The organism is Afipia massiliensis, from assembly GCF_001006325.2.
GTDB classification, from domain to species: Bacteria; Pseudomonadota; Alphaproteobacteria; order Rhizobiales; family Xanthobacteraceae; genus Afipia; species Afipia massiliensis_A.
On sequence record NZ_LBIA02000001.1, the window covers coordinates 193,096 to 211,198 of the forward strand.

Consider the following 18,103-nt stretch of genomic DNA (forward strand, 5'->3'; position numbering starts at 1 on the left):
ACCGATACAGGCGATACCGGCGGCAAAGCCGAACGGATGCAGCGCCCTCAAGATTATTTTCGGGGCGGTGCATCCAAATGCCGCACGGGACCGGTATAAAGGCTATGCAATCTCTGACGCATGGCTCAGGTCCCCGAGGTTCCCGCTTTGGATGTTCAAACAGACAAGCCCCAGTTCGACCGGGAGCGTGAGGCTCAACTCGCTGCCGCTCTGGCGCGATGCACCGTGGGCGACCGCAGCGCGCTTCAGATGATCTACGACAGCGAAGCAGCGCGGATGGTCGGTGTGGCGCGCCGTATTCTCATTCGTCAGGATCTCGCGGAGGAAGCTGTCCACGATGCCTTCGTGCGGATATGGAACGGCGCTCGCGGCTTCGATCCGCAGCGCGGCAGCGCCATCGGCTGGCTTTACGCTATCGTAAGAAACCGCGCACTCACCATCTATCGCGGCGAGCATCGCTACGACCATGACGAGCACGGCGGCCTTCAAGACATTGCTCCCGATGATTCGATCGCTCGTCTTCCGGAGACCAGCGCGCTGCGCCGCTGTCTTGAACGCATCGAGCGGCCGCGACGCGACGTGGTGGTCCTCGCCTATGTTCACGGCATGAGTCATGGCGAAATGGCGGGACGGCTGAAAGTGCCGCTCGGTACCGTCAAGAGCTGGGTGCGACGTGGGCTGATGTCGTTGCAGGAGTGCATGGGATGAGCATGCAGGACGAACGCGACACCACAGCGGCCGACTACGTGATGGGTTTGCTCGATGCAGCAGGCGAAGCGGCCGCGGAAAAACGGCTGGAGAGCGATCCGGCGTTTGCGGCAGCAGTGAGCGCCTGGCGCGAACGGCTTTCGGAGTTCGATACGACCGCCGAACCCGTGACACCCAGCCCTGACCTGTGGCGCCGCATCGCCGAAACAACGAAGAAGGAAACCATTTCGGCACTGCCCGGCACACGCAACGCCGTACTCGGCGCAACGGTCTGGGACAATATTCGGTTCTGGCGTACGACCGGCCTGACCGCCAGTGTCGCCGCGTTGCTGTTTGCTGTTATCGCGCTCGGTGCGCTGACGACATCGAAGGAGCTGCGACGCGATCTGGTTGCGTTGGCGCAAAGCAAGCCGGTTTACGTCGCGATTCTCGTCAACGACACCACCAAGGAAGCCGGGGCGGTGGTCAATGCTTTCGCTAACGGCCGTGTCGAGCTGATCCCGCTCAAGGTCATTGACGTGCCTCCGGGACGCACATTGCAGGTGTGGACACTGTGGGATCGCGCCGTCGGCCCGAAATCAATCGGGATCACGGGCCAGTCGCGCACGCTGCAGCTCAATCTCGAGTCCCTGCCCGAAACCGTGGCCGATCAGTTGTTCGAAATCACGCTTGAACCGGAAGGTGGGTCGCCCATCGGGCGACCCACCGGTCCGATCCTGTTCAAGGGCAACGCCGCAAGAACCCTATAGCTGTTCATCAATTCGTGTGATCGAAGCTTAAACCTCGATCACACGCTCCGTGAGAACCCGGCGGCAATCCATTTCATACTCAAGATCCTGCACCGGCGGCCGGTTCAGGTGCCAGGTCAGGCCTTGCCGGAAGATGCCGCGCTTGCCGAGTTCGCTTTCGATGAACGGGAAGATGTCGTGAACGGTGTAAAGCTGGGTCGCCGTGAGCTGGCTCCAGTCGCCGCCGAACGCGCCCATGCGCCGTTCCATCTCACCCAGAACCCATTTCGCCTTCTCCAGCATCGCTGCGGGCGAGATATCCCCCAGCCGCACGGCGTGGTCGCGATAGTTCCCTTTGCCTTCAGGCGCCTCTCCGCTTCCGGCGACAACGAACGATGCCGGCGCGTTCGCCGCGACAACGCTATAGGTAAAGGCATAAAAACTGGGCGTCGACGGCGGATCGATTTTCGGACAAACGTTGCTGCGCGCCACCGGATTGTCGGCACCGTCCCGCATCACGCCCCATTCCTTCAGAAAGCCGGTGTACTCCGCGTTGAAGCTCACGAACCCGCTTTCAGTGAAGGGCGCAGGCGAACGCAACTCGCAGGCTGCGAATGCTGACAACGGACGGCCTGCGGCTTTCAGAACCTGTGCGATCTTTTCAAATCCCTGACGCAACGGCACCGGATTCGTGAACCGCACCCGCTCGAGCGCGAACCCCGGAAGCGCTCCAACGCCTGCCGAATACTGGCTGACACCCGGTATGAAACGATAGCCACTGTCGGGCGCTTCAACGGTCTTGATCATGATGCCTCTTCTTGCTTCAGAATTGAATTGTGGTCTTGGCCGCGGACTATTCTTCCAGAACGCCGAGATAGGCGTCGCGAATGATCGGGTCGGCCAGAAGTTCAGCACCGGACCCCGATCTGACGATCCGGCCCATATCCATCACGAAGGCGGCGTGGCACAGATCCAGCGCAGTCGTGACATCCTGCTCGACCAGCAGGATCGACATGCCTTCGGCATTGAGCGTACGCAGCGCGGCGACAAGCTGCTCCACCAGCAGAGGAGAGAGACCGAGCGACAGCTCGTCAATCATCAACAGCTTCGGCGCGCTCATCAGGCCGCGTCCAATGGCGCACATCTGCTGCTCTCCTCCGGAGAGCGTCGCTGCGGCCTGATTGCGCCGCTCGGACAGTTTCGGGAACGTCGTGTAGACCCGATCCATATCGCGGCTGATCTCGGCGCGCGACGCGGTGCGCGAATAGGCCCCCATCAGAAGATTGTCTTCGATGCTCATTGCGCCGAACAGGCGCCGCCCTTCTGGCACGTGGACAATGCCGCGTGAAAGAATCCTGGCGGCCGTAGCACCCGCAAGGTCCTCGCCATCCGACCGATAGGAGCCCGATTGAACCGGAATCAGACCCGACAGCGCACGCATCAGCGTGGTCTTGCCCGCCCCGTTGGAGCCGATCAGCGCCGTAATCTCACCCCTGCGCACCGCGAGATCGATGCCCCATAGCACCTGCACCTCGCCATAGCCGGCGCGCAGACCCTGCAATTCGAGAATGGGAACAGCATCAACCATGGGCGGCGGCCCTCTGGGCATATTGCTGACCGAGATAGGCTTCGACGACCGCCGGGTTCTTGATCACATCGCGCGGCTGACCGTCCGCAATCAGCCGCCCGTTGTGCAGCACAACGATCCGCGTGCAGACATTGAGCACGACCTTCATCAGGTGCTCGATCATCACAATCGTAATGCCGCTGGCAGCAAGCTCGTGAATAAGCCGGGTCGCACGCTCCACCTCAGCGCTGTTCAAGCCGGCGTTGACTTCGTCCAGAAACAGCAGCTTCGGCTTCATCGCCAGCGCCTTTGCGAGCTCGAGCCGCTTGCGCATCGCCAGCGTCAGCGTTGCCGCCGGCTGATCCGATTGCGCTTCGAGACCAACGAAAGCCAGACGTTCACGGGCCGCCTCACGTGCCGACTTCAGGCTTTCATTCGGCTGCGAAAACAGCGCGGCAGCAGCCACGTTGTCGAGAGCAGAGAGTTCAGCGAAAGGCTGCACGATCTGAAAGGTTCGAGACAGCCCAAGGCGCGCAGACTGATAAGTCTTTACGCGCGTAATGTCTTGCCCTGCGAATATCACCGTCCCCAAACTCGCTGGGGTCACGCCGGTGACGACATTGACGAGCGTGGTCTTGCCGGCGCCGTTCGGGCCGATCAGGCCGAGTACCTCGCCCTTGTTGATGCCGAGCGACACGTCGCTCAACGCCTTGAGGCCACTGAAGTGACGGGAGACTGACTGAAGCCGGAGAATCTCAGACACGCTTCGGCCTCCATGAAAGAAGTCGATCACGCAGCGACATCAGCCCGTGCGGGAGGAACAGCAGCAGCGCGACGATGAGAACGCCGAGGACACCGCTATGGATCTGGATGTAGTTGCGCCAGACCACCTCCTCCAGACCGAGATAGACGAGCGCACCGATAACCACACCGAGCGGCGAACCGAGCCCACCAATCAGCGCCATCACGATCGGCTTGACCGAGTAGAGAATGTCGAACACGTCCGACGGATCGATGTAATGGACCCACGCGGCGTAGATGCCGCCCGCGGCGCTGACGAAGCATGCCGAGAGGCCAAACGCGACGCTCTTGTAGAGCGTGGCATTGAGACCGATCATGTTGGCGGCAGTCTCATTCTGCCGGATGCAGGCAAGTCCAAAGCCGAGCTTTGACCCCGAGACGATGAGCACCATCAAGGCGGTCCCGAGCAGCAATGCCCACATCGCATAAAAGAAGAAGGTCGCGTCCGATATCACACCGGCTGCGGATGTCAGCGGGATATTCAGGCCCATGCCGCCACCGGTAAGATCGGTGGCATTGTTGACGAGTTCGCGAAACACCTCGATCAGCGAAAGGCTGGCAATTGCGAAGTAATGTCCGCGCAAACGGAGCAGCGCGGCGCCCAGAAGGGCTGCGACCACGAACGCCCCTACCCATGCGGCGGCCACCGCAACACCAATAGGGACTCCCCGCGACATCAAAACGCCGGTTGTGTACGCCCCCAGGCCGAAGAACGCTGCCGTGGCGAACGATGGATAGCCCGCGAAACCACCGACAATGTTCCATGATAAAGCGAGGATCGCGTACATGCAGGCGATCGTGCCAAGCCTTAGTGCATACGCTCCACCGAACATAGGCAGCGCGGCGATACAAGCGATCAGCACCAGCAGGATCAGATTCGACCGGGTCATTCGAAGCCCTTTCGGCCAAGCAGGCCCTGGGGGCGAACGATCAGGAAGATGATCAGCAAGACGAATGACAACGTCGTCGCATGCGCCGGACCGATCAGCGTGGAGCCGATGCCTTCGATCAGGGCCAGCAGAATGCCGCCGGCCAGAGCACCCGACACACTGCCGAGGCCACCAAGCACGCAGACCACGAAAGCCTTGCCGAGATAAGCCGTGGAGGTGAGCGGCGAGATCGGGAAGATCAGCGCCATCAGCACCCCAGCGCAGCCGGCCAGTGCAGCACCGAGGCCGAAGGCAATCGCGTAGATCGACTTGACATCGACACCCATCAGCGTGGCAGCGTCACGATCGAGCCTCACCGCAACGATAGCGCGCCCGACACGCAACCGGCGCAGGATCAGATAAAGCACCCCGGTCAGCGCCAGCGCAGACGCAGTCGCGATCAGCCGATCGACCGGGACGACAACATCGAAGAATGAGATCGATCCCATCGGCGGCGTCAGCGTCAACTTCCGGTAATCCGCCTTGAAGTAATAGATCATCGCGTTGTTGAGGATCAGATCGAGGCCGAATGTCAGCGTCAGCGTCACAAGCACAGGCGCGGTGATCACGCGGTTAAGAATGATACGTTGAATGAGGTAACCGAACGCAAAGAACAACGGCGCCGCGATGAGAAGCGCGTACCACGGCGAGAGATGGAGTGACTGATAAAGTCCCCAGGCCAGATAAGCGCCGAGAACGATGAACGAGCCATGGATCAGGTTGATGACGTTCAGAACGCCCCAAACCAGTGAGAAGCCGATCGCAATACATGCGTAAAGGCAGCCCAGCACTAAAGCATTGATCAGAACCTGGGCCGCCAGCATGTGATGTCCTCGCCTCCGCGCCGTGGATCAGTTCACGCCGAGCTTGAATTCGCCCTGCTTGATCAGCGCAGGCGAAAGCACGATGGGCTTGCCGCCCTGAAGCTGGAATACCGGCGGCTCCAGTGAGTTGATCTGCCCTGTCGGACCAAACTTCACGGGGCCGAAGAACGTCATCACGTCAAGCTTTGCGAGTTCGTCGCGCACCTTGTCCTTGTCGAGCGACCCGGCCTTCTCGATCGCCATCTGGAACAACGCTCCGGCGACCGACGCCGACGCCTGCGCGTAGTCAGGTTCGGATTTGAACTTTTCCTTGAACAGCTTCACATAGTTTGCCGTGGTGCCGAAAATGTCCTTGCCGGAATACTGCGCGGCGGGATGCCACCAGGCGGCGCTGGTGATGTTTTCTCCGCCTGCACCGGCGGCATCGATGAATTCCTGATAGGCCGGACCCGCGATCATCGAAACCACCGTGGCCTTGATCTGCTGGTCAGCCATCTGCTTTTTCACCAGCAGCAGATCGTTGATGTAGCCGGTCACGAAGATCCACTGCGGAGCCAGCGACTTGATCTGCGACAGCGTAGCGGAGTGATCGAGTGTTCCGATCGCATACTTCTCGAAGTAAGCGACTTCGAGACCGTTGCCCTTCGCCGATTTTTCCATTTCCTGCGCGATGGCAAGGGGAAACAGATCGTTCCGCGCCAGAATCGCGACCTTCTTCACGTCCGGCGCCTTCGCTTTGACCATCTGAGTGAGCGGCGTGGTCAGCGTGTCGTTCGGCGTGAAGGTCCCGAACAGATATTTGTATCCCTGGTCGTAAACCTGCGACGACGAGGCGGTCGCGGCAATGGTCGGCACCTTGTACTTCTCGGAAACGCTGCTGCCCGCCTTCGCGGCGCCCGACCCGAACGGGCCAAACAGGAAGTTGACGTTGTTCTGGGTGATCATCTGCTCGGTGGTCTGCACCGCGCGCGGCGTGTTCGACTGGTAGTCGGTGTAGACGATCTCGACCTTGTACTTCTTGCCGCCGACCGAGATGCCGCCCGCCTTGTTGGCCTGCTCAGCCCACAGGTCATATCCCTGCTGCTGTTTGATCGCCTCGGGCGCGAGCGGCCCGGTGAGCGGAAGCGGCGCACCAAACTTGATGACATCCTGCGCCTGCGCCGCCGAGGCGGACAATCCCAAAGAGGCAACGATCAAAAGCGAATTCAAACCACGCGAGACGAGCCGGGAGCGAGCCATCCAGATTCTCCATCAGGTACCAAGGGTGCGACCTGTTGAAATCTTGGCAAAATAAGGAATCGAATAAAAGCATTGAATTTCGATGCGAACGGTCTGAAAATTAGATCGCTATGCACGACCTGCTTGATTTCAAAGCATCCCCTTACCGGAAGAACTGGGCCCGAACACATGATTGAATCAACGGCTATTCGGTACTTTCGCGAGGTCACGGTGCGCGGCTCAATCAAGCGGGCCGCGGAATCCTTGCGGATTGCCCCCAGCGCCATCAGCCGGCAGGTGCAGGGGCTCGAAGACGAGCTTTCGGTCAAACTGTTCGAGCGCGGGGCGCGGGGGATGAATCTGACCAATGCCGGTCACCTGCTCTACCGCTATGCACAAGAAAGCCTGACGAAACTGGACCGGGTCCGCGCGCAGGTGGAGGAATTCGATTCGCTGCAGCGCGGTCACGTCAAGCTGGCGACCGTTGAAGGCCTGCTGGCGAGCTTCGTGTCGGACTTTGTGGTCGATCTTTCGAGGGACTACCCCGGCATTTCGATCGCGGTGACCACCGTGGGCTCGCGCGGCGTCGCCGAAATGGTGGGACGGCACGAGGTCGATCTTGGGCTTGTTTTCGGCCGCGCGCCCCGCCGCGACTTGATCGAACTGGCCCGTATGCGGCAATCGCTGTGCCTGATGGTTGCGCCGCAACATTCGATGGCCGGCAAAGATCATTGCTCGATAAAAGATCTGGCAGGGCTACGAGTAATCCTGCCCGATCCTTCGTTCGGTATTCGTCAGGAAATCGATCGCGCCTGCGCCAAGGCCAACATCGAACTCGATATCTACAGCGAGACCAACTCCATCGCCTTCTTACGAACGATGGCTGCCAAAACTGGCCTCGGCACCTTCCTGCCGCGGAACGCGGCGATGCCAGAACTGGTCGCAGGTACGCTGGTCGCCATTCCTATGCGTGACAAACGGCTGGAGGCAACGCAGGTAACACTGGTGCAACTCGCGGCCCGCAACACCACACCCTCCAGCCTCCGCGTCGCGGAATTGCTGGTCGACAGAATGAAGCAACAGACGGACTAGCCGGGAACACTTTCCGTGGTCCGGGGCTCCATTTCAACACTGCCCGGGAACAGCCGGCGCACCAGAATATAGAAGATCGGCGTGAAGATCAGGCCGAACAACGTCACGCCGAGCATGCCGAAGAATACGGCGACGCCGACCGCTTGACGCATTTCCGATCCGGATCCCGATGAAATCACCAGCGGGACCACACCGAGAATGAATGCGAACGAGGTCATCAGGATCGGCCGCAATCGCAACCGGCACGCCTCGATAACGGCTTCAAGCTGATCGCGCCCCTCCCGCTCAATGTCGCGGGCGAACTCGACGATCAGAATGGCGTTCTTGGCCGCCAGTCCCACCAGCACAACGAAACCGATCTGGGTCAGGATGTTGATATCCTGTCCCATGATCCGCACTCCGATGGTCGCGGCGAGCAGGCACATCGGCACAATCAGGATCACCGCGAATGGAAGGGTCCAGCTGCCGTATTGCGCGGCAAGCACGAGATACACGAACAGCACGCAGATCGGGAAAACGTAAAGCCCCGTATTGCCCCCCGTCACCTGCTGATACGACAGATCGGTCCACTCGAATCCGAACCCGCTCGGCAGCGTCTGGACCGCCAGCGCTCGCATCATATCGATCGCTGTTACAGAACTTGTTCCCGGAAGCGTATCGCCCTGCAACTCAGCAGCCGGATAAAGGTTGTAGCGCGCGACCCGGTCAGGCCCCGATGTATCACGGAAGTCGACGACGCTTCCGAGCAGCACCATATCTCCCGCCGTGTTGCGGGTTCGCAACCTGGCGAGATCGGTGGTCTCCCGGCGGAACGGTAAATCCGCTTGTGCCATCACGCGGTAGGAACGGCCGAGAATATTGAAGTCGTTGATATAGGTAGAACCGAAATAGGTCTCGATCGCTTCGGTCACGTTCTGGACCGGCACATTAAGCATCTGCGCTTTCTGGCGATCGATCTCAACGAACACCTGAGGCGTGTTGGCGCTGAACGGCGAAAACACCGCTGTCAGTCCGTGGGCTTTCCGGGCCTCATTCACTAGTTCGTCGGTGGCCGCCGCGAGCAGTTCGGGACCGCGCCCCTGCCGGTCCTGCACGCTCATGGTGAACCCGCCGCCCGTGCCGATACCCGGCACCGCTGGCGGCGGCACGACGATCACGAAGGCACCCTCGATGCTCGACAGCCGCTTGCGCAACTCCGCGGTGATCACATTGGCAGTCAGCCCCTCCTTCAGCCGGATTTTCGGATCCTCGAACACCGGAAACAACGCAGCTGCATTACTGGCTTGCGTTCGAGTCGCGCCGGACAGGCCGGCAAACGACGGCACGCGTACGATCCCCGGCGTCTCAAGTGCGATCCTCTCGATCTCACGAACGACCTCGGTCGTACGTGCAAGCGAGGCAGCGCCCGGCAACTGCACGGCGACAATGACGTAACCGCGATCCTGCGCCGGAATGAAGCCTTGTGGTGTAGCTACGACCAGCCAAACGGCTGAAGCAATCAAGGCAGCGTAAGCCAGCAGCATCACAACCGAATGCCGGATAACAAACTCCGCCGCAGTTCCATAACCGTGCGAAAGGCGATCGAACACGCGGTTGAAGGCGCCTGTGAATTTTCCCCATCCGCGCGCGATCACATTCCAGTTCGCCGGCGGCCGTTTCTCTTCATGCGGGCGCAGGATGATCGACGCCAGCGCTGGAGAAAGGGTCAGCGAACAGAAACAGGATATCGCGGTGGCGACGGCGATGGTCACGGCGAACTGCTGGAAAAACTGTCCGGAAATGCCACCCAGAAATGCAGTGGGTACGAACACCGCACACAGCACGAGCGCGATGGAAACCAGTGCCCCGCCGACCTCCTGCATGGTGAGCAGTGCGGCTTCGCGCCTGCTCAGACCCGCAGCCAGATGCCGTTCGACATTCTCAACAACGACGATCGCATCGTCCACCACAATGCCGACAGCGAGCACCAGCCCGAACAGCGTGAGATTGTTGATCGAAAATCCGAGCGCTGCCATGATCGCGAAGGTGCCGATCAGCGAAACAGGAATCGCTAGGATCGGAATGATCGCCGGACGCCAGCCTTGCAGAAACACAAGGACGACGATCACGACCAGGATCATCGCTTCGTAGATTGTCTTGATCAGCTCGTTGACCGACTCCGCAATGAACTCGGTGGGGTTGTAGCCAATATTGTATTCCAGGCCCGGCGGAAAATCCGCCTTGAGCCTTTTCATCGCATCGGAAATGCCCTTGGCGGTAGCCAGCGCATTCGAGCCGGGCCGCTGCGACACCAGCATCGCGACCGCGGATTTCTTCAACAGAAAGCTATTGGTTGTGTAGGCCAGCGCGCCGAGTTCGATACGCGCCACATCGCGCAGACGCACGATACGGCCATCCTCTCCGGCCTTGATGATGATGTTTTCGAACTGCTGCGGATCTTTCAAACGCCCCGTAAAGGTGAGATTGGGTTGAAACGCGCGGTCGGAAATCGGCGGTTCGGCGATCTGGCCACCGGCGATCTGTAGATTCTGGGCGCGGATCGCCGCGACGACGTCACCCGCGGTCATTCCAAGCGTGGAAATCTTCTCTGGGTCGAGCCACAGGCGCATCGAATAATCCCGCGCGCCGAAAATCTGGATGTCGCCGATGCCGTCCAGCCGGAGCAGCTGATCGCGCACCTGCCGGAGCGCATAGTTGCTGATGTAGAGCTGGTCGTAGGTGTCGTCAGGCGACAGCATGAACACGACCATCAGCAGGTCGGGGCTGTCTTTGCGTGTCACAACACCATTACGTTGCACTTCCGTCGGCAAACGGGGCAACGCAATCGCCACCCGGTTCTGAACCAGCACCTGTGCCTTGTCGAGATCGGTGCCCAGCTTGAACTCGACGGTGATCGTCAATTGGCCGTTCGAGGTCGCCTGACTGTAAATAGACACCATGTCCTCGACGCCATTGATCTCCTGTTCGATCGGCGTTGCGACGGTATCCGACACAGTTTGCGCGGACGCGCCCGGATATTGCGTGGCGACGATCACCGTCGGCGACGCCACCGGCGGATACTCCGCGACGGGCAAGATGGTGTAGGCAATCGCGCCGACAATCATCAGCACGATGGATAGCACCATCGCCAGAATGGGCTGGTTGATCGACAAACGGCCCAGATTCATGACTTGCCCCCGCCGGCCGGCTTCGGCGCATGCGGCGCGACTTTCGCTCCGATCCGCGCACGCTGAAGTCCTTCGACGATCACACGATCATCCGGCAAGAGCCCCTCGCGGACGACACGCAAACCACCATCGATGGGTCCAAGGGTGACCGGCTTTGCCTCCACCGTATCGTCGTCCTTCACGACAAAAACGATCTTGCGGGATTGATCCGATGCAATCGCTGTGTCCGGCAGCAGTAGCGCTTCGTAGGGAGCACTTCCAATGACTCGCACGCGGGCGAACTGTCCGGGCAAGATCGACAGATCCTGATTTGGAACCAGCGCGCGGCCGCGCAGGGTGCCGGTGCCGATGTCAAGCCGATTGTCGAGGAAGTCCATCGTGCCCTCGCGCGAGGGCTTGGTTTCGCCGGACAGGATGATCTGTACGGGGTTTGGCGTGTCGCGCGAGCTTGGCCTCCTGCCCTCGAACCACAACCGGTTGTTTTTGAGATAGATCGATTCATCCATATCGAAATAGACATGGATCGGATCGAGCGAAACGATCGAAGTCAGCAGCGTGGCCCCGCTCTCGCTCCCCTGCACGAGGTTACCGACCGTCACCAGATGCCGGCTGACGCGGCCATCGATCGGCGACTTGATTTTCGTAAACTCGACGTCAAGCTCGGCCCGACGCAGCGCACCCTCGGCCTGCAATACAGCTGCCTGGGCGGATTCAAGTTGCTGGCGTCGTTGATCGACGATGGTCTCGGCGACGGCCTGCGTCTTGATCAACTGTTCGGCGCGCGCCAACTCGCGCTCCGCAAGTTCGATCTTTGCCTTGGCGTCGGCCAGTTGCGCCCGCGCTTGTTCAGCAGCGGCCTCGTACTGACGCGGATCGATCACGTAAAGCAGATCGCCGGTCTTGACGAAGGCACCATCCTTGAATTCGACCCCCGTCACGAAGCCGGTCACACGCGCCCGAATCTGAACCTGCTGAATGGCTTCGAACCGGCCCGTGAACTCGTCCCAGTCCGTTACAGTCCGCTTGGTTGGCTGAGCGACAGTAACAGGCGGCGCACTGGCTGCGGGTTGTTGCGCCGGCTTATCGCAGGCGGTCAAAATTGATCCGACGGCAATTGTGACAAACACCAAGAGTGACTTGTTTCGTCCGGAGCGCCAGAAACCATTAGGGATCACATGTGATCTCATAATAGAGCTCCCCTATCGTCACCGAACAGCTTGAACAGCGTTCCTGTCGAGCGGACACGTTATCGCGCATTGATGAACATCGCCAGTGCCCTAAATCCTCCGGCGATTTAGTCGCAGCTAATCATTTTTGATTAGAAACGATCTTACTACTCCGCGCCGTCTTCCCGCACACCAGTTCTTGTCATTGATATACTACGAATATATGCTTGGGTTGATGGAGCGGATTCTTGCAAAATGGTGACGGATTGAAATCCAAGAAGGCTTCAAAGCGTGCAGCCCCAAATTCAGAGATCGATGACGGGACGCTGACCGATCGTGCCTATCGCGAACTCGAGGAAATGATCGTCACCTTGCAGTTGCCGCCAGCCACTGTGCTGTCGGAGCATACGCTTGCAACAAAGCTGAAAATTGGACGCACCCCTATTCGGGAAGCGCTCCAGCGTCTCGCGAGGGACGGTCTCGTGGTCATCATGCCGAGACGGGGCATCATGGTCTCGGAAATCAATCTCCGGCTGCAACTGCGGCTGCTCGAAGTTCGCCGCGAACTTGAGCGGCTGATGGCGAGGCTGGCAGCCGAGCGCGCCACCCCCGAAGAGCGCCAGGAGTTTGCGGAAGTCGCGAAAGGAATGCTTGCGGCTGCGGCTCAGGCCGACGACATCGAATTCATGCGGCTCGACCAGCGGTTCAACCTGCTGATCGCAACGACAGCCCGCAACGAGTTTGCCCGACGCTCAATGGGACTGATGAACGCCCTCTCCCGCCGCTTCTGGTATCAGCACTATCAGGAGGTTGCCGATCTACCCCTGGCTGCCAAGCTGCATGCAGCGGTCGCCGAGGCCGTCGCGGGAAAGAAGCCCAAGATGGCGGCCTCCGCTTCGGACAAGCTGATCGACTATATCGAGGATTTCGCGCGCAAGACGCTCGACACATAAACGGAGATCTGCCGCTCACAGCGGATATCGGAATCTGCAGCAGATCAAATCTGCTACCGTCTCAGTCAAACATCACAACACTGCGAATGGTTTCGCCACGCTTCAGCGCGTCAAAGCCCACGTTGATCTCTTCGAGAGAAATACGCCGTGAAATCAATTCGTCCAGCATCAGCGACCCATCGAGATAGGCTTGCGCCAGCATCGGAAAATCACGGCGTGGCCGGGCGTTCCCATAACTGACGCGTCGAATCCGCTTTTCCTGCATCAGCGATCCCCAGCGGAACGATATGTCCTGCTGCACATCGACCTTACCCAGCCAGATCACGTGCCCCCCAGGCCTAACGGCTTCGGTTGTCACGCGAAACGCTGCCGGGCTTCCGGCTGATTCGATCACAACATCCACGCCACGCCCACGGGTCTCGTTCTTTGCTGCTGCGACAGGATCCTCATCCGACGCATTGACCGTGCTGGTCGCGCCCATCGTGATTGCGAGCGCGAGCTTTGCGGGATCGAGATCTACGGCGATGATTGCTCCTGCCCCCGCCAGACGCGCACCTTGCACCGCTGCCAGTCCGACAGCGCCGCAGCCGACCACCATCACCGTATCGCCGTGAGCGATTGCACCAAGATTGAGAGCCGCGCCCACGCCCGTCATCACGCCGCAGCCGATCAGGCAGGCGCGATCGAAGGGAATGTCCTTCGGCACCGGGACGGCCTGTTGATCGGGCACGATGCAGTATTCGCCGAAAGATCCAAGAAACATCAACTGCTGAAGATTGTGCCCATCCGCCAGCGTTGCCCGGCTCTCACCGTCGAAGGATCGCGCCTTTGGCCCTTCGCCAAGGTACTCTTCGCACAGTATCGGCAGATCCCGGTCGCAATAGAAGCAATGGCCGCAGTGCGGATTCCACGACAGGATCACGTGGTCGCCCTTCTTGACCCCTCGCGCCGCTGATCCGACCTCTTCGACAATACCGGCCGCCTCGTGACCAAGGACAATTGGCATCGGGAAACGCAATGATCCTTCGATCACCTCGAGGTCCGTGTGGCACAACCCGGCAGCGCGGATGCGTACAAGAACATCTGTGGACTTCAACGCCGATGCAGTGACCGTTTCAATCGCAAGCGGTGTTTTCGCGGCATGGAGAACAGCCGCGCGGTATTGAAGCGGCATCTACGCGACCGCCTTGCCGGGATTTCCATTGCCCAGCGCCGTGAGTGCGACATCGATATCGGACGATGTCATTTCCCATTCATTGCCGAAATTCGCCACCACTGCCCGCATGAACGGATCAGTCATGGCCTTGGCAGCACCTGCATCTCCAAGGTGCTCGATCAGCATCGCAAGCGCAAGCTGTCGCGGCTCCGGTCCTTCATAGCTCCACTCGAAGCCGTTTTTGGTGAACCCCGTGACATCCGTACGAGGATTCAGCGGCGCTCCATCGACAGTCACTTTCACGCCGTCGATTGTCCTGTCGCCCACATACCGCTTCATACTGCTCTCCTCATTCGTATCCGAGCCGAAAACTGCACTAATGCGCCGCTTCGATCTCGCCCGCGATCACACGCATCACATCGCGATCGCGATGCGCCTCGGCCAAGGTGCCGGAAAACATCAGTTCGCCACGTTCCAGCACGTAAAGACGATCGACATAGTCCGGAATGTGATGAACATTTGATTCCGCCATCAATACGCCCTTGCCCATGGCACGGATCGAGGCCACGCCTTCGGCGATCAGCGGAATGATGGCCGGCGATAGTCCCTCAAACGGCTCATCCAGCAACAACAACTTCGGATCGAGTGTCAGCGCGCGGGCGATCGACACCATCTTGCGTTCGCCGCCCGACAATTGTGCCCCGCCTCGCGCAAGATACTGCCGCAACTTCGGGAAGACCGCATAGGCTTCCTCAATACGCTCATTTGCAGGGCGGCCCGTCGGCCGCGTCCATGTCGAGAGCTCGATGTTCTCTGCCACCGTCAAATCGGCATAGACCTCGGATTCCTCCGGTGAGAAACCAATGCCGCTCTGCGCGATCTTCCACGTCGGCAATTTCGTCAGATCAGAGCCGTCAAAGCTGATCTCGCCCGACAACGGGCGGCGATAACCCATGATGCTGCGAAACGTCGTGGTTTTGCCGGCACCGTTGCGGCCGACGAGACACACGAGTTCTCCCGCCGCGACCGACAGGCTGATTCCGTTCAGGATCCGGCTGCCCTGAATATCCACTTTCACATTGGAGAGCTTGAGCATCAGGACGCCCTCTTCAAGGTCGGCGGACGCGTTCCCACCACCGCCGAGATCATTGCTGGATCGGCAAAGAATTGATCGGGCGGCATATCGGCCAGAACCTTGCCCTCCTGCAGAGCGACAATCCGGTGCGAATAACGCGCAACGAGATCCATATCGTGTTCGACCTGAACAATAGCGCGGACCCCCGCTGCCTTGGCCGCGGTCACGAGAACCTCCATGATGGCATGCTTGTCCGCGGTAGAGACGCCGCTGGTCGGCTCGTCGAGCAGAATGACCTTGGGGTTGAGTGCGAAAGCGCTGGCAATATCCAGCAGCTTCTTCTCGCCCTGCGACAACGTCGAGGCCACGGTGTCCAGCTTGCCGCGGAGGCCGAGAACCTCTGCGACACGCACCACGTCCGCCTGAAGCTCGCGATCCTTCGACAGCGAGCGAAATGGATTTGAAATTCGCTGCAATCGCGAAGCAACGGCAACCGCCAGGGTTTCGCGCACTGTCAACGCCGGAAATATATTCACAAGCTGGAAAGCACGCGACATGCCACGCCGGGCCAATTCGACGGGTCCGACACCCGCAATGTCCTGACCGAGAAAGCGGACCTCACCCATGGTCGGCCGCAAAAGACCCGTTACAACATTGACGAGCGTGGTTTTGCCGGCGCCGTTTGGTCCGACGATCGAAACGAATTCGCCATCATCGACGTGAAACGATACGTCCTGCAGCGCGCGGTATGCCCCGTAATGCTTGGAGACGCCGATCGTTTCGAACAACCGCTCACTGACGGCCGGGTTTCCGCTATCCTGGCGCATCACCTCTCTCCTGTCTTGCGGGACGCGAGCATCTCGACAGCACCCGACAGACCTTGCGGTAGGAAAATCACGAGCAGCACCAGCACGCCGCCCATCACGAAGCGCCAATACTGGGTGATGGCCATCACAAAATCCTGCAGCAGCACAAATGCCAGCGCCCCGACTGCCGGACCGACAAAGGTCCCGCTTCCGCCGAGAACCGCCATGAAAACCAGATTGCCGGAATGGGTCCAGTAAGCCAGTTCTGGATCGGCGAGACCGGTCGTAATCGCGAGAATGGTCCCGCCGATACCCCCATAAATCGCAGAGATCACGAAAGCCGCAAGGCGCATGCGGAAAATCTGCACACCGACGTAAGCGGCCTTGCCCGCGTTCTCGCGGATAGCCTTCAGATGCAACCCGAACGGCGATTGGGTAATGCGCCACATGATCGCTCCCAGCACCGCGAGCAGCACGAGCACATAGTAATAAAATGGCCCGGTGAGAAACGCCGTCTTTCCGCCGCCCCATTCCATGCCGAACAGCAGCGGGCGCAGCACACGCATCCCCTGATCACCGCCGGTAACGCTGTAGAATTTGAACAGGAAGGAATGAAACAGCATGCCGAATGCAAGCGTCAGCATACCAAAGAAGATTCGAGTGTAACGCACGCAGAGCATGCCGATGACAAGCGCAACCGCCGCCGAAACAACCGCGCTGGTCAGGACAATCAACTCAAAACTCAGCACCCCGAATTTGGATGTCAATGTCGAGGCGGTGTAGGCTCCGACGCCAAGAAAAAGAGCATGGCCGAACGATAGCAGCCCTGTCGTGCCAAACAGCAGGTTGAAACCGAACAATGCGATGGCATAGGCAAAGAACGGCACCAGCAACAGAAGCGCATAAGGTGACGCCACCAGCGGCAATAGACCCATCAGCGCAGTCAAGCCAATGAAGATCCACAGCCCCTTGATGTGCGGCAATGAGCGCCGCCTCGGCGCGGTCAGCGAGATATCGAGAGATTGTTCACTCATGTCGTCACCTTGCCGAACAGCCCTGCGGGCCTAAGAATGAGCGCTGCGACGACAACCAGATAAACGGACAACAGCTCCATTTCCGGCATGATCGAAATCGATGCAGCACGCATCAATCCAACAATCAGCGCACCGACAAGCGCGCCGCGCATGCTACCTAGACCACCGATCACAACGACAGCGAAGGCTTCCACCACCAGCTCGACCGCCATGTCGAGCGAGGCCGCACTCGACGGCACCACCAGCGCGCCACCCACCGTGCCCAGCATGCAGCCGACCGTGAACACGAGTGCAAAAATTTTCGACGCGTTGACGCCGAGGCCTTCCGCCATGTCGCGATTCTCAGCCGTCGCCCGCACGATACGTCCGGTCTTCGTGCGCTGGAGAAACAACCCGAGCGCAACCGCAATGCCGATGCTCGCCGCGATCACCAGCAAATTGTAGGTCGGCACCTGCACACCCAACACATGCGCCGTGCCGTAGGCCATGTAGGCGTTGTCCATAGTGCGCGGGGTCGCGCCCCATGTGAAGCGGAAGACGTCCTGGAACATCAGCAGCAGGCCGAAGGTGAGCAGCAGCTGATAGCTCTCATCCCGGCGATAGACCGTCCGCAGCACGCGTTCGATCGGCAGCCCGACAAGGCCGATGGCAAGGCCTGCCAGAATCAGGACCGGAAAGAACATCATCGGCGGGAGTCCGAGCTTCATGGCGACAGCGACCGCCGTAATCCCGAAATACGCTCCCAAGGCATAGAAGGAGCCGCACGCGAGATTGACGATCTGCTGCACGCCGAACACGAGCTGAAGCCCAGCCGCCACCAGGAACAAGATGGCGGCGTGGAATATCCCGCCGAGGACGATATCGACGAGCGATGTCATT

At 59.9% G+C, this 18,103-nt stretch carries 18 protein-coding genes; 4 read left to right on the forward strand and 14 right to left on the reverse strand.

Annotation, left to right across the window (positions count from 1 at the left end):
* Positions 1-225 precede the first annotated feature (225 nt).
* Both YH63_RS00830 and YH63_RS00835 read left to right on the forward strand, forming a co-directional pair.
* A complete protein-coding gene (locus YH63_RS00830) occupies positions 226-708 on the forward strand; it encodes a sigma-70 family RNA polymerase sigma factor (protein ID WP_433995106.1) in 483 nt (160 codons plus the stop codon).
* Complete coding sequence (locus tag YH63_RS00835; RefSeq protein ID WP_046829244.1) at positions 705-1,457, forward strand: anti-sigma factor; 753 nt, start codon at positions 705-707, stop codon at positions 1,455-1,457. The genes YH63_RS00830 and YH63_RS00835 overlap by 4 nt, the downstream gene beginning before the upstream one ends.
* 27 nt (positions 1,458-1,484) lie before the next feature.
* Here YH63_RS00835 and cnbZ read toward each other — a convergent pair whose 3' ends face one another.
* The 6 genes from cnbZ to YH63_RS00865 are packed head-to-tail and all read right to left on the reverse strand — an operon-like array spanning position 1,485 to position 6,796.
* The gene (gene cnbZ, locus YH63_RS00840) at positions 1,485-2,243 is read right to left on the reverse strand and encodes a 2-amino-5-chloromuconate deaminase CnbZ (protein WP_046829243.1); all 759 of its coding nucleotides are present in this window, start codon (positions 2,241-2,243) and stop codon (positions 1,485-1,487) included.
* A 46-nt stretch (positions 2,244-2,289) separates the two neighbouring features.
* Positions 2,290-3,024, reverse strand: a complete 735-nt coding sequence (locus YH63_RS00845) for an ABC transporter ATP-binding protein (RefSeq protein ID WP_046829242.1) — start codon at positions 3,022-3,024, stop codon at positions 2,290-2,292.
* Positions 3,017-3,766, reverse strand: a complete 750-nt coding sequence (locus tag YH63_RS00850; RefSeq protein ID WP_046829241.1) for an ABC transporter ATP-binding protein — start codon at positions 3,764-3,766, stop codon at positions 3,017-3,019. Before YH63_RS00850 ends, YH63_RS00845 begins: the two co-directional genes overlap by 8 nt.
* Positions 3,759-4,694, reverse strand: coding sequence for a branched-chain amino acid ABC transporter permease (locus YH63_RS00855; protein WP_046829240.1), 936 nt, complete (start codon positions 4,692-4,694; stop codon positions 3,759-3,761). The genes YH63_RS00850 and YH63_RS00855 overlap by 8 nt, the downstream gene beginning before the upstream one ends.
* Positions 4,691-5,557, reverse strand: coding sequence for a branched-chain amino acid ABC transporter permease (locus YH63_RS00860; protein WP_046829239.1), 867 nt, complete (start codon positions 5,555-5,557; stop codon positions 4,691-4,693). Before YH63_RS00860 ends, YH63_RS00855 begins: the two co-directional genes overlap by 4 nt.
* Before the next feature lie 27 nt (positions 5,558-5,584).
* Positions 5,585-6,796 (reverse strand): amino acid ABC transporter substrate-binding protein, encoded by a 1,212-nt coding sequence (locus tag YH63_RS00865; RefSeq protein WP_046829238.1) that lies wholly within the window; start codon positions 6,794-6,796, stop codon positions 5,585-5,587.
* A gap of 72 nt (positions 6,797-6,868) precedes the next feature.
* On the opposite strand from YH63_RS00865, the gene YH63_RS00870 reads away from it, so the two are divergent.
* Positions 6,869-7,867 carry a LysR family transcriptional regulator gene (locus YH63_RS00870; RefSeq protein WP_246657983.1) on the forward strand — a complete coding sequence of 333 codons (999 nt, stop codon included), beginning with the start codon at positions 6,869-6,871 and terminating at the stop codon, positions 7,865-7,867.
* Here YH63_RS00870 and YH63_RS00875 read toward each other — a convergent pair.
* Together YH63_RS00875 and YH63_RS00880 are read right to left on the reverse strand one after the other, a co-directional pair.
* Positions 7,864-11,034 carry an efflux RND transporter permease subunit gene (locus YH63_RS00875; RefSeq protein ID WP_046829236.1) on the reverse strand — a complete coding sequence of 1,057 codons (3,171 nt, stop codon included), beginning with the start codon at positions 11,032-11,034 and terminating at the stop codon, positions 7,864-7,866. The genes YH63_RS00870 and YH63_RS00875 overlap by 4 nt on opposite strands.
* A complete protein-coding gene (locus YH63_RS00880) occupies positions 11,031-12,221 on the reverse strand; it encodes an efflux RND transporter periplasmic adaptor subunit (protein ID WP_046829235.1) in 1,191 nt (396 codons plus the stop codon). The genes YH63_RS00875 and YH63_RS00880 overlap by 4 nt, the downstream gene beginning before the upstream one ends.
* A 245-nt stretch (positions 12,222-12,466) precedes the next feature.
* Between YH63_RS00880 and YH63_RS00885 the strand changes: the two genes are divergently transcribed.
* Positions 12,467-13,153 carry a GntR family transcriptional regulator gene (locus YH63_RS00885; RefSeq protein ID WP_083992678.1) on the forward strand — a complete coding sequence of 229 codons (687 nt, stop codon included), beginning with the start codon at positions 12,467-12,469 and terminating at the stop codon, positions 13,151-13,153.
* Between the two features lie 61 nt (positions 13,154-13,214).
* Here the strand turns inward: YH63_RS00885 and YH63_RS00890 are convergent, their stop codons facing one another.
* Genes YH63_RS00890 through YH63_RS00915 form a run of 6 tightly spaced genes read right to left on the reverse strand, consistent with a single transcriptional unit; the run spans position 13,215 to position 18,102 of the window.
* Positions 13,215-14,327, reverse strand: coding sequence for a Zn-dependent alcohol dehydrogenase (locus YH63_RS00890; protein WP_046829234.1), 1,113 nt, complete (start codon positions 14,325-14,327; stop codon positions 13,215-13,217).
* The gene (locus YH63_RS00895; protein ID WP_046829233.1) at positions 14,328-14,648 is read right to left on the reverse strand and encodes a DUF6166 domain-containing protein; all 321 of its coding nucleotides are present in this window, start codon (positions 14,646-14,648) and stop codon (positions 14,328-14,330) included.
* Positions 14,649-14,685: 37 nt separating this feature from the next.
* Positions 14,686-15,405, reverse strand: a complete 720-nt coding sequence (locus YH63_RS00900) for an ABC transporter ATP-binding protein (RefSeq protein ID WP_046829232.1) — start codon at positions 15,403-15,405, stop codon at positions 14,686-14,688.
* Positions 15,405-16,211 (reverse strand): ABC transporter ATP-binding protein, encoded by an 807-nt coding sequence (locus YH63_RS00905; RefSeq protein WP_046829231.1) that lies wholly within the window; start codon positions 16,209-16,211, stop codon positions 15,405-15,407. The genes YH63_RS00900 and YH63_RS00905 overlap by 1 nt, the downstream gene beginning before the upstream one ends.
* Positions 16,211-17,224 (reverse strand): branched-chain amino acid ABC transporter permease, encoded by a 1,014-nt coding sequence (locus YH63_RS00910; protein ID WP_137325083.1) that lies wholly within the window; start codon positions 17,222-17,224, stop codon positions 16,211-16,213. Before YH63_RS00910 ends, YH63_RS00905 begins: the two co-directional genes overlap by 1 nt.
* The gene (locus YH63_RS00915; RefSeq protein WP_046829229.1) at positions 17,221-18,102 is read right to left on the reverse strand and encodes a branched-chain amino acid ABC transporter permease; all 882 of its coding nucleotides are present in this window, start codon (positions 18,100-18,102) and stop codon (positions 17,221-17,223) included. The genes YH63_RS00910 and YH63_RS00915 overlap by 4 nt, the downstream gene beginning before the upstream one ends.
* Position 18,103 lies beyond the last annotated feature (1 nt).